This is a genomic window from Polaribacter filamentus, assembly GCF_002943715.1.
Classification (GTDB): domain Bacteria; phylum Bacteroidota; class Bacteroidia; order Flavobacteriales; family Flavobacteriaceae; genus Polaribacter; species Polaribacter filamentus.
On sequence record NZ_MQUA01000014.1, the window covers coordinates 13021 to 26470 of the forward strand.

General features: G+C 31.4%; 9 protein-coding genes. 7 read left to right on the forward strand and 2 right to left on the reverse strand.

What is annotated here, in order from left to right; genetic code table 11:
• Window positions 1-155: 155 nt before the first annotated feature.
• Both gdhA and BST83_RS16785 read right to left on the reverse strand, forming a co-directional pair.
• Window positions 156-1493 (reverse strand): NADP-specific glutamate dehydrogenase, encoded by a 1338-nt coding sequence (gene gdhA / locus BST83_RS16780; protein ID WP_104808312.1) that lies wholly within the window; start codon window positions 1491-1493, stop codon window positions 156-158.
• Window positions 1494-1671: 178 nt separating this feature from the next.
• Window positions 1672-4704 carry a PEP/pyruvate-binding domain-containing protein gene (locus BST83_RS16785; protein ID WP_104808313.1) on the reverse strand — a complete coding sequence of 1011 codons (3033 nt, stop codon included), beginning with the start codon at window positions 4702-4704 and terminating at the stop codon, window positions 1672-1674.
• 134 nt (window positions 4705-4838) lie between these two features.
• Between BST83_RS16785 and pheS the strand changes: the two genes are divergently transcribed.
• The 7 genes from pheS (at window position 4839) to BST83_RS16820 (ending at window position 13408) form a co-directional block, all read left to right on the forward strand.
• On the forward strand, window positions 4839-5858 hold the full coding sequence (pheS, locus tag BST83_RS16790) for a phenylalanine--tRNA ligase subunit alpha (protein WP_104808314.1): 1020 nt from the start codon (window positions 4839-4841) through the stop codon (window positions 5856-5858).
• Window positions 5858-6115 (forward strand): hypothetical protein, encoded by a 258-nt coding sequence (locus BST83_RS16795; RefSeq protein ID WP_104808315.1) that lies wholly within the window; start codon window positions 5858-5860, stop codon window positions 6113-6115. Before pheS ends, BST83_RS16795 begins: the two co-directional genes overlap by 1 nt.
• Window positions 6116-6529: 414 nt before the next feature.
• Window positions 6530-6937 carry a GbsR/MarR family transcriptional regulator gene (locus tag BST83_RS16800; protein WP_437438462.1) on the forward strand — a complete coding sequence of 136 codons (408 nt, stop codon included), beginning with the start codon at window positions 6530-6532 and terminating at the stop codon, window positions 6935-6937.
• Window positions 6938-7062: 125 nt separating this feature from the next.
• Window positions 7063-8196, forward strand: a complete 1134-nt coding sequence (locus BST83_RS16805; RefSeq protein WP_104810929.1) for an efflux RND transporter periplasmic adaptor subunit — start codon at window positions 7063-7065, stop codon at window positions 8194-8196.
• Between the two features lie 13 nt (window positions 8197-8209).
• Window positions 8210-11353, forward strand: coding sequence for an efflux RND transporter permease subunit (locus tag BST83_RS16810; RefSeq protein ID WP_104810930.1), 3144 nt, complete (start codon window positions 8210-8212; stop codon window positions 11351-11353).
• Window positions 11354-11357: 4 nt separating this feature from the next.
• On the forward strand, window positions 11358-12773 hold the full coding sequence (locus BST83_RS16815) for an efflux transporter outer membrane subunit (protein WP_104811344.1): 1416 nt from the start codon (window positions 11358-11360) through the stop codon (window positions 12771-12773).
• Window positions 12774-13012: 239 nt separating this feature from the next.
• Entirely contained in the window at window positions 13013-13408 is a 396-nt protein-coding gene (locus tag BST83_RS16820) for a hypothetical protein (RefSeq protein WP_104810931.1), read from the forward strand.
• Window positions 13409-13450 lie beyond the last annotated feature (42 nt).

The window sequence follows — 13450 nt, forward strand, 5'->3', positions numbered from 1 at the left end:
TGTAAATGTAAGAATTTTTCAATATCAGTAAATTAAAATACCCAAAATTACTCCTACAATTCCAACAAAATTTGGATAATACTACTTGATATTTCTTTGAAAATAAAAAAAATGCATCAAAAAAATGATTCATTTTAGTCTTTAAAATATATTTTTTACACAACTCCTAAATCTAACATAGAATCTGCTACTTTAATAAAACCAGCTATGTTTGCTCCTTTTACATAATTTATATAACCATCTTCTTGTGTTCCGTATTTTAAACAAGCGGTATGAATAGAATGCATTATTTGATGTAATTTATCGTCTACCTCTTCTTTAGTCCAATTTAGCTTCATCGCATTTTGAGACATTTCTAAACCAGAAACTCCTACTCCACCGGCATTTACCGCTTTACCTGGTCCATATAAAATTTTGGCATTATGAAATACATGAACAGCTTCTGGGGTACAACCCATATTAGAAACTTCTGCTATATATTGTACGCCATTTGCAACCAGTTTTATTGCATCTTCCTCGTTTAATTCATTTTGAGTTGCACAAGGCATTGCAATATCACATTTTACACTCCAAGGTTTTTCATTAGCATAAAATTTGGCTTCTGGAAATTCATCTGCATACGGAGAAACAATGTCATTATTAGATGCTCTTAACTGCAATAAATAACTTATTTTATCATGATCGAAACCTTTTTCATCATAAATATATCCATCAGGACCAGAAATTGTAACTACTTTTCCGCCTAATTCGGTGATTTTTAAAGCAACACCCCAGGTTACATTTCCAAAACCGGAAAGTGAAATTATTTTACCATTAAAATCATCATTTTTAGTTTCTAGCATTTCCTTTGTAAAGTAAACACCACCAAAACCTGTTGCTTCTGGTCTAATTAAGCTTCCTCCCCAATTTAAACCTTTTCCTGTAAAAACGCCTGTATGTTCTTGCTGTAGTTTTTTATACATTCCGTACATAAACCCAATTTCTCTACCACCGGTGCCAATATCCCCAGCTGGCACATCTGTACTTGGTCCAATCATTCTCCACAATTCTAACATAAATGCTTGGCAAAAACGCATAATTTCGGTGTCCGATTTTCCTTTTGGATTAAAATCTGAACCTCCTTTTCCACCTCCCATTGGCAGTGTTGTTAAGGCGTTTTTAAATATTTGCTCAAATCCTAGAAACTTTAAGATACTTAAATTTACACTCGGGTGTAAACGGATTCCTCCTTTGTAAGGTCCTAACGCATTATTATATTGTACTCTATGCCCTAAATTTACTTGAACATGGCCTGCATCATCAATCCAAGAAATTCTAAATGTTAAAATTCGATCTGGCTCCACCAAACGTTCAATAATTTTAGCCGCTTCATATTGTGGGTTTTCATTATATATAGTCTCAATAGACACTAAAACTTCGGTAACAGCCTGTAAATATTCTTTTTCACCAGGGTGTTTCGTTTCCAAATTTGTTAAAATTTCTTTTACATTCATATTGATATACTTAATAACTTTTTATAGAATAATTTTATACATCAAAAATACATTTTAAAATTGATTTTAAAATGGAATATTTATCGAGTTTTTTAATATTTAACAATAATTTATCCGTTTTTTATGAATCTTAATGTTTATTCATTTATTTGAAGACTTTTTTTATTATATATACATTTTACATAAATCCTTCCGGAGGTAATTCTTCAAATGATTCTTCTATATTTGAAGCACTGTTTTCCAATGAAATACCTTCTTTAAAAATAGCTGCTTTATTATTTTCACCATCAATAATAGCTGTAAGTGCATTTTTAAAGGAAATATGCCTTAAATAAGAATCTTCAAAAACAGCCTCGTGTTTATTTAAGTAATCTACATCAAAAAAACCATCATCTATAAACGGATTTATCGTTAAATACCCCACTTTAAATGATGTTAAATTTTGAAAAAAATGGGTTCCTTGACTTGGATCTATTCTAAAGTTATTTAAACCAGATTCTACTATTATTTTTGCTGCTGAAATTTGAGACCAAAGCACAGGAATTCCTAACCAAGAATCACTTGAGCCCCAGCGCCCCGGGCCAACCAAAATATAAGGTTTATCTAATGCAACAAATTTTCTATTAATTTCTTCAACTGCATTTGCAATATCTCTTGTATTGGCTGAATTAAAAGTTTCTGGTTTTACATAAACTACATCGAAAATGTTTTCATATTTTCCATTTCCTAAAGCAGATTCAGAATAAATTATGGTCTCAGAAATATCTAAATTTTCAGGTAATTTACTAACCGTTTCCATACTTTGTATGATTGGTCTTATTTGTAAAAAGCTAAATTCTTTTGGTTTCCCTGGCGGAACATCTAGCTTTACGGCAAACTCTATCTCTATTGGATTTCTCATTTCTCGTTGCCCAACACGTAAGAGTTCTTGTAAAATTTCTGGCAACGGAAACGTATTGTATTTTAAAATATTATCAAACGTGATTACACGAATACCATCATGCATTACGCCCGGTTTAATTGTATTATTTTGTAAATCGTATGTCGATGCTACAAACTTTAAGGAACCATGGTTTTCTGCTTCTCTGATTGTTACTTTCTTTTTATTGATTGCTTCACTAGTTGAAATTTTATAACTATCAGGATCAAGATCTAAACCATAAAAATACTGTTGCGTATCTCTTTGCGTAGAGCCTGGAGAAGATAATTGCAACACTTTTTTTGGATAATAGGGTGAAAAGCGTAATGTTTGTCCGCCCCCAACAATTATTTCACCTAAACCAAGAGCAATATTAGCAATTCCTTCACTTGCCTTTTCTTCTCCAATAGGATAAAAATTAATAGAACGTGCTACTCCAGAAATATTTGGATAATATACATCTTGATATTGTTTACCTGTAACTTCTTGTAAAATTACAGCCATTTTATCTTCTTCTATAGTATGTGATATCGCTTTTAAATAGGATTTACTGTTTTCAAAGAAGGCAGATGCAATAACCGATTTAATGGCATTAGAAACCATTTCAACTTTTTTGTTTATGTCAGAATTTGGTATCATATACGTTGCAAAAACCCCCGCAAAAGGCTGATAATTTGAGTCTTCTAACATACTAGAGGAACGCACAGCAATGGGACATTTGGTTGTTTCTAAGAATGCCTTAATATCTTCTAGCGCCCATTCTGGTAAATCCTTTGAAATAAATTTATTTAATATTTTATCGTCATCTGTGCATTCTGCAGCAAATTTAATTAATTTGTGGGTCTCTATAAACTGATCAAAAACATCGGTACTTATTACTACCGTTCTTGGTATTGTTATACTTACGTTTTCAAATTTATTATATAAACTATTACGTTTTAAAAAGGAATCTATAAAAGCCAAACCTCTTGCTTTTCCGCCTAAAGCACCTTCACCAATTCTTGCATAGCCAACAAACTCATCGTATTTATATTTGTTAAATTTTACAATTACACCTCTAGATCTGTATACTCGGTATGCTTTAATAGAGTTAATTAAAAAGTCTCTTATTTGATCATTGTTTTCAAATTCATCATATTCTATAACGCTAAGTAAATCTGCTAAAGAAAAAAGGGCTCTTGATTTTAACCATTTAGAAAACTCGCTTCTTGTTGCGTGATACATCAAACAATCTTCAGAAACATTTTTTATCGCTCTTTGAAATTCACCTAAATCTTTGGCTGTTGCTAAAACTTTCATTTGCGTAGGATCCCAAAACTCGAAGTCTCCAAAAGCAAAATATTTCATGATATAATTTTTTATATCAACACCTAAAGTTTCTGAGTGTTTGTATAAAAATTTACCTTTAAGTTCTAACGCTCGTTTTTCGTTACTTGCATTCGATGATTGAATTAAAAAAGGAAAATACCGTTTATAATTTCTTACATAATCTAAAAATAAGAATCCTGCTTCTTTATTTCTCACGCCATCTTTATAATAATTAACATCGGATATTACCCCTAATAAATTATCTTTATAAGTATCAAATAAACCAATACCCTCTTCATAAGTTGTAGCTAGTAAAATTTTTGGTCTTCCTCGCATTAACATCATTTTTCTGTGCTCATTTAAGCCTTCAGACATTAATCCTTGTGTTTGTTTAAGGATCACTTTATAAATAAGTGGAATATATCTAGAGTAAAATTTTAGCGAATCTTCTACTAATAATATGGCTTTAACACCCACAACATTAATATCAACTTCGGCATTCATTCTATCTTCTGTTAATTTTATGATGGCCAAAAATATGTCTGCATTTCCATTCCAGTGAAAAACAAAATCTATACTATCGGTATTTTCTTTTTGTAGCTTACTTCTTAATAGCGAAGAATGATAACTTAAAGCAGCAATTGGTACATCAGGAAAGGCTTCTTTAATTTTTTTTGATGATTCAAAAGCATTATGATTACCAATATCTAACCAAGTAATAACAATGTCAATTTGATGAGATTCCATCATTATAATAGCTCTTTTTGCAGAATTTGCATGAATAAAATTTGGTGGATGCCTTAAATTTAAAGAGGTGTATTCATTAAAGATTCGTTCCTCAATTCTACCATCTTCTTCAAGCATGTAAAAATCGTAATTAGAACAAACTATTAATACCTTATTAATTCTATTTTGCATTAATTTATCAAAAGTAACCTCCTTAAATGCGTATGTTTTTAAGTTTGATAAGATATTTTCTTTCATTTTAATTCCATTTTTATGACGTACAATATATTCAATTTCTAGTTTAGAACTTTAATAAAATTTAAGTATTCAACTCAAAAATTAGATTCAACAAAAATAAAAAGGTGTAAATTCGCCGTTTAATTTATTATGTAATGTTAGATACAGTAAAAGAGCTTATTGGTGATGTAAAATCTTTTAAAGCAACAACAAAAGACGAAGTTGAGACTTTTAGAATTAAATATTTAGGTTCTAAAGGTTTATTAAAAGATTTATTTGCAGAATTTAAAAATGTGGATGCCGCGTTGCGTAAAGATTTTGGACAAGCATTAAACAATTTAAAGGCCTCTGCAGAGTATAAAGTTGCTGAATTAACAGAAGCTTTAGAAAATTCTACCAGCGAAAAATCTTTTTACGGAGATTTAACACGTCCGTCAGAACCAATAGAATTAGGTTCTAGACATCCAATTTCATTGGTTAGAAATCAAATTATTAAGGTTTTTAATAGAATTGGTTTTACTGTTTCTGAAGGGCCAGAAATTGAAGATGATTGGCACAACTTTACAGCGTTGAATTTGCCAGAATATCATCCTGCAAGGGACATGCAAGACACGTTCTTTATTGAGCAAAATCCAGATATTTTATTGCGTACACATACTTCTTCTGTGCAAGTGCGTTATATGGAAGAAAATAAACCGCCAATACGCACAATTTCTCCTGGAAGAGTTTTTAGAAACGAAGATATTTCTGCAAGAGCACATTGTATTTTTCATCAAGTAGAAGGTTTATATATTGATACTGATGTTTCTTTTGCTGATTTAAAACAAACACTTTTATACTTTACAAAAGAGATGTTTGGAAAGTCTAAAATTAGGTTAAGACCTTCTTATTTCCCTTTTACAGAGCCAAGTGCAGAAGTAGATATTTATTGGGGATTAGAAACAGAAACAGATTATAGAATTACAAAAGGTACCGGTTGGTTAGAAATTATGGGTTGTGGAATGGTCGATCCTAATGTATTGAAAAATGCCAATATTGATCCAACAAAATATTCTGGTTACGCTTTTGGAATGGGCATAGAACGTATTGCAATGTTATTATATCAAATTCCTGATATTAGAATGTTTTACGAAAATGACAAACGTCTTTTAGAACAATTTAAATCAGTTATATAATGAATTACTTTTCACAATTTTGGGACGAAAATAGAGATGATGAACATGCAGATTGGGGTTTCTCAACTTGGTATTTTGAAACGAACGATGCAGATGAAGTTTTAAAACAAATTACTGTTTATAAAAACGGAAAAATTACCAAATATGATTTAGAAAATCAAGAAGATAAATTTGGTGGTTTGTGCGAAGGAACATTAACTATTGATGACTGTGATGGAGATGAAATTTCTAAAGAAAGTTTTTACGAGATCTGGTAGTTTAAACCGAATTTAGTTCCTCTTTTTATAAAAAATTGCTTTATGCTGATAAAAAAATCTTTTTCTTCTTATTTCTAGTGTAGCTTTAATTATTTTTTGGATTGCATAATTTTCTCGAATTCATTAGTTTTATAAATCAAAAAAAAATCTTTGATTTTGATGACACTTTCAATCTTTAATTTTTATCTAATAATTAGAGCGTTAAACAAAGAAAATAATTTAAAATAACAGTTTTAAAAACACATTAAACACGTTTAAGATTTTTATAACTATCATTTAAAAGCCGATAATTCTATCGGCTTTTTTCTTTAACATTTTTTTTAACATTCGTTTGGTTCTGATTGTTCCGAACTAATTGTATCTTTGAAAAGAATTTTATACCAATCTAAAAATTGGGTGTATAACAGCATAAAAATGAACGAAAACATTTGCAAAGAAAAGATGGCTTTGGTTGAAAAACTAGGAGTGCATTTAGAAAAGAGAGAACAGCTAGCGCCTGTTGCTGCGCGTATTTTATCCTATATAATTCTTACCGGTAAAAAAGGAACCACTTTTGAAGATATGGTGAGTATTCTTTTTGCGAGTAAAAGTACCATCTCTACACATCTGAATCATTTACAAGACTTAAAGAAAATTCAGTATTTCACAAAAACAGGCGATCGTAAAAAATACTTTGTGATCAATAAAGACATTATCATTCAACATGTTGACCAAATAATCAGCAATTGGAAAGAAGTGCGTGAATTACATCTAGAAATAAAAAACTATCAAGAAAACGAAAACAATCAAAAATCGAAAATAAAGAAGAAAAATTCGATTTAAATTTTCACAATGAATATATAAAATTTATAAATGAAGCTTCTGCTTCTATAGAGGAGTTAAGAGTAAAAATAATAGACAATCAAAAATAATAGACAATCAATTTGATACTTAAACTAAGATAAAAAATGAAACATACTAAATTAATAATATTACTAGCACTAAGTAGCTTTTTACTTATTTTAAATTGTACCAATAAACAAGAAAATAATGTAGCTTTAAACCAAGCGCCACCTGCAGCTTTTCCTGTATCGCAAATGCAACCTAAAACGGTAACGGGTTATCAAGAATACCCAACAAGTATAGAAGGTTTAATAAACACTGAGGTTAGCCCAAAAACTTCAGGTTATATTCAAAAAGTATTTGTTGATGAAGGTCAAAAAGTAAAAAAAGGACAAGTATTGTTTCAATTAGAAACACAATCATTAAATCAAGATGCCGGCGCTGCAAAAGCACGTATTAATGTGGCACAAATTGAAGTTGATAAACTAATTCCGTTAGTAGAAAAAAACATTATTAGTGCTGTTCAATTAGAAACTGCCAAAGCTAATTTAGCGCAAGCAAAAGCCAATTACAGCAGTGTTTCTGCAAGTATTGGATATGCTAGAATTAAAAGTCCTATTGATGGCAATATCGGTGCAATTAATTTTAGAGAAGGTGCATTAATTGGTGTAAATGATCCTATCCCATTAACTTCTGTAAGTAATATTACACAAGTGTATGCCTTCTTTAGCTTAACGGAAACGCAATATTTAGACTTTTTACAAAATTCAGAAGGTAAAAATGTATCAGAAAAACTAGCAAATTTTCCTTCGGTTAATTTAATTCTTGCTAACGGAAACATGTATGCCGAAAAAGGTAAAATTCAAACAAGTACAAAACAAATCAATCAAAATACAGGAACCGTAAGTTTAAGAGCTGTCTTTAATAATCCTACTCAATTACTAACAAATGGTAATAGTGGTAAAATTCAAATTCCTATTATTTATAAAAATGTTACTGTAATTCCGCAAGTAGCAACTTATGAGCAACAGGGTAACATCATGCTGTATAAATTAGGTAAAGAGAATAAGGTCTCAAATACAATTGTTAAAGTAAAAGCAGCAATAGATAACCTATATGTTATAGAATCTGGTGTAGATCTAAACGATAAAATTATTGTTTCTGGTGTGGGCAAATTAAGAGACGGAATGACTATCTCTCCGCAAGAAACTTCTTTTGAAGAAGCAATTAAACCTATAGCAACATTATTTAAAAACTAGAACCCCATAGATTATGTTAAAAACATTTATTGAAAGACCCGTGCTTTCAACGGTAATTTCTATTATCATAGTTGTACTTGGTATCATAAGTATATCAAGTTTACCAATAGAGGAATACCCAGATATTGCACCACCTACAATTAAAGTAATTGCTTCATATCCTGGTGCCAATGCAGAAACCGTTTTAGAAAGTGTAATTATACCTATTGAAGAGCAAATTAATGGTGCAGAAGGTATGGATTATATTACCTCTACCGCATCTAATACAGGTACCGCAGAAATTACCGTATATTTTAATCAAGAGGTAGATGCAGATATTGCTGCTGTAAACGTTCAAAATCGTGTAGCAAGAGCAAACCCGTTATTGCCACAAGAAGTTATTCAAACAGGTGTAACAACTCAAAAGCAAGAAACAAGTGCTTTAATGTTTATATCTATGTATTCTGAAAATGAGGAATACGATGCTACATTTATTCAGAATTACTTAAAAATAAACGTTATTCCTGGCTTACAACGTATTAGTGGTGTTGGAGATGTTAGTGTATTCTCACAACAAGATTATGCGATGCGTATTTGGCTAAAACCAGAGAAATTAGCCGCTTATAATTTAATACCTTCAGACATTACAGCAGCTTTGCGAGAACAAAACTTAGAAGCAGCTGCAGGATCTTTAGGTCAGAATAATGGCGAAGCATTTTCATATACACTAACTTATAGTGGTCGTTTTAAAGAAGAAAAACAATATGGAGATATTGTTATTAAAGCCATAGGAAATGGTCAGTTCCTACGTTTAAATGATGTTGCTAAAATAGAATTAGATGCGCAATCTTATGCGTCTAACGCAATGAGTTTAGGAAATCCTGCCGTATTTATGGGGATTTTTCAAACAAAAGGTTCGAATGCAAAAGAAATTATAGAAAACATTAAAACTACTTTAAAAAGCGTTAAAAAAGACCTACCTACGGGATTAAATATTTTTATCCCTTATGATACCAGTTTGTTTTTAAATGCATCTATAAATAAAGTAATCACTACTTTATTGGAGGCTTTTATATTGGTTTTTTTAGTAGTATTTCTATTTTTACAAGATTTTAGATCTACGTTAATTCCTGCAATTGCAGTGCCTGTTTCTATTATTGGTACTTTCTTTTTCTTGAATGTCTTTGGATACTCAATTAACTTATTAACACTATTTGCATTAGTGCTCGCAATTGGTATTGTGGTGGATGACGCTATTGTAGTTGTAGAAGCCGTCCATGCCAAGATTGATGAAGGAGAAAAAAATGCTAAGAAAGCAACACTAACGGCAATGAATGAAATTTCTGGCGCTATTGTCTCTATTACGTTGGTAATGGCAGCGGTATTTATTCCGGTAACATTTATTTCTGGACCAACAGGAGTTTTTTATGAGCAATTTGGAGTTACTTTAATTATCGCGATTCTTATTTCTGCAGTAAATGCTTTAACGTTAAGTCCGGCGTTGTGTGCTTTATTATTAAAAACACATAAAGAAGATGAAGAAATAAAAGGTAAAAGTCCATTAAAACGTTTTTACACGCTTTTTAATCGCGGATTTAGTGCTACAGTAGAAAGATACGGTAAATCACTTCAGTTTTTATTCAAAAGAAAATGGATACCAGTTTTACTATTAGTTTTAGCTGTTGTCGGAATTTTCTGGACATCTCAAAATACGCCAACAGGTTTTGTTCCTAACGAAGATCGAGGAATTATTTTTGCAAATATCGAGTTACCAGTGGGTGCTTCTTTAGATAGAACAAATGCTGTTACAAAAGATTTGTACAAAAAAATAAATGGTATTGAGGGTATTGTAGGTGTAAACTTTATTAATGGTAGAAGTTTAATTAGCGGAGCTGGTAGTAATTACGGTTTCGGAATTATAAAATTAGCAGATTGGGCAGATCGTGAAGATCCATCAACATCTGTGCAAGCAATTACAGGTAAATTATTTGGAGTTGTATCAACAATGCCAGAAGCAAATATTATTTTCTTCTCGCCACCAAGTATTCGTGGTTTTGGAAACTCCGGAGGTTTTGAGGTGAATTTACTAGATAAATTTGGCGGAGAATTTAAAGATTTAGATAAAGTGAATACAGAATTTGCGATGGCAATTATGAGTCATCCAGAAATTAAATATGCACAATCGTCTTTCAACACAAATTATCCACAATACGAAATGGAAATTAATGTGCCTTTAGCGAAAGAAAAAGGGGTTCCTATTAATAGTATATTCTCAACATTACAAGGGTATATTGGTGGCGTGTATGCATCCGATTTTTCGAAATTCGGAAAACAATTTAGAGTGTACATTCAAGCTCTGCCAAATGATAGAGCGAGTGTAGATGATTTAAATAGTATGTATGTAAGAACAAGTTCTGGTGAAATGGCACCAATTACGCAGTTTGTAAAATTAGAACGTGTATATGGCCCACAATCGGTAACACGTTTCAACTTATTTAATTCTACAACCATAACAGGTGCAACAAACGATGGTTTTAGTACAGGTGATGCTATTAGAATTATTGAAGAAGAAGTGGTAAAATTACCAAGTAATTACACCATTGCATACTCTGGTTTAACACGAGAAGAAGTAAATGCAGATAACCAAACCTTATTTATTTTTGCATTGAGTATTTTATTTGTGTATTTCTTATTAAGTGCACAATATGAAAGTTATTTATTACCACTTGCTGTAATATTATCACTTCCGTTTGGTGTATTTGGGGCCTATATTAGTACGTATTTCTTCGGATTAGAAAACAACATTTATTTCCAAATTGCTTTAATTATGTTGATTGGTCTGCTCGCCAAAAATGCCATCTTAATTGTAGAGTTTGCATTGCAGCGAAGAAAAAATGGAGAAAGCATTGTTGATGCAGCTATCCACGGAGCAAAAGCCCGTTTACGTCCTATTTTAATGATCTCGTTTGCCTTTATTTTAGGATTAATGCCTTTAGTTTTAGCAAAAGGTGTTGGTTCGGAAGGAAACAATTCTATTGGTACAGGTGCCGCAGGCGGAATGCTGATAGGAACGGTTTTAGGAGTATTTGTGATTCCTATTTTATTTATATTCTTTCAATGGTTGCAAGAAAAAGTTTCTAGCAAACCAGCAGTCATCGCTCAACAAAATGAAGATTAATTATATGATATCAATTATAAAAAATATACGCCTTCAAAAAGGACTCGTTTTAACCGTAATGGTTTTTACATTACAAAGTTGTTTTGTTGCTAAAGAGTACACAAGACCAGAAGTTACAGAAACCCAAAACTTGTACAGAACAGATAATTTGCCATCAGATAGTATATCTATGGCAGCTATATCTTGGAAAACCTTGTTTACAGACAGCTATTTAAATCAGTATATAGAAGAAGGGCTGCAAAATAATATGGATGTTCGTATTGCTATTCAACAAATGATAGCGGCACAAGCGTATGCAAAACAAGGTAATGCTGGTTTTTTACCTTCGGTTAGTATCGGCGCAAATGCAACGCATCAAGAACTTTCAAAAAACAGTCAATTTGGATCCTTATTTAGCGGAGGAATAGATCAGTACGATATTACTGCAAATCTATCTTGGGAAGCAGATGTTTGGGGAAAAATTAGAAGTAATAAACGTGCTTTTGCCGCAAATTACTTGCAAAATGTTGCTGCACATCAAGCGGTAAAAACGCAATTAATTTCTAGCATTGCTATTACCTATTATCAACTTTTGGCTCTAGACGCGCAATTAGAAATCACCCAAAAAACTATTGAGTCTCGCAAAAATGGTGTGGAAACCATTAAAGCTTTAAAGGATGCAGGTTTAACAAATCAGGTTGCTGTAGATCAAAATATTGCACAGTACAAAAGTGCAAGAGCATTGGAGGTAGATATTGAAACCGCTCTTTTTAAAACTGAAAATACATTGAGTATTTTACTAGGAAAAAGTCCACACAAAATTGAAAGAAGTCGCTTAACAAATCAAACCATAGATACCGATTTAAAACTAGGCGTTCCAGCAACTTTATTAAGTAACAGACCAGATGTTATGGCTGCTGAATATAATTTAATTCAGTCTTTCGAATTAACAAATATAGCTAGAAGTAATTTTTATCCATCGCTAAAATTAACTGCTTCTGGAGGTTTTCAAAGTTTAGAGCTAGATAAATTAATAAGTGTAAACTCTTTGTTTACGACAATTATAGGTGGTTTAACACAGCCTATATTTAATAAACGAACCTTAAAAACGCAAAAAGAAGTGGCGCTATCGCAACAAGAGCAATCGTTACTTCAGTTTAAAAAAGCATTATTAGTTGCAGGTAGCGAAGTTTCTAACGCTTTATTTACGTATAAGTCTGAAACTAAAAAATTCGAATTTAGAAAGAATGAAGTGGAGGCATTACGACAAGCAGAACAAAATTCTGATGAGTTACTAAAAAACGGGTATGCTACATATTTAGATTTATTATTAGCTAGACAAAGTGCTTTAAGTGCAGAGCTTAATATTATTGACAGCCAGCTACAACAATTAGTTTCTATTGTATATTTATATGAAGCTTTAGGAGGCGGATGGCAGTAATTTAATTTAAAGAATACTAATCAATTTAAATTTTGAGTCCTATTTTAGTTGCAACAAATTCTTCTAAAACATCTAATAATTCAGTATAATGCTCTACTACAAAAATTCTCAACTTGACATCCCTAAAAGACCATTTGCTTCGAGTGAATATGAAAAAAGAGTATCTTCGTAAAAATCTAAGCGATTGTAGTGCGCCAAATTACAAAAACGCAAACAAATTGTTTTCTTGATTATTTTTTATGAAAAAAGACATTCAAATACCCGAAGTTACAGACGTAGAAATTGCCGTTGTTTATGAATACAATGCTATTTATAGAACGGATGATTGGAATGTGTACATTATCAATAATAAAAATGTTGATTTAGAAATGATTGTAATTGTTACTCAGGGTTTTTCTGATACAAAAATCACCTCTTTATTCCGTAAAAAAATTGATGTGCTACCAGCAAACTCTTTTGCTAAAATTGAATTAATTCAGCCCGAATTATTTACACTAAACAACCGCTTTCAAGTTACTTTTTTTGAAGGAAATGTCTTGTTCGAAAAAACATTCACCTTTAAAGAAAACGCGATTAAAGAAGGAGCTTTGCGAATGCTTCCTGAATTGCAAAAACGTGGAATTTTAGCGAGTTAAAAGTTCTCTACACTTTTTTATCCTTACTTTTTTCAATAAAAA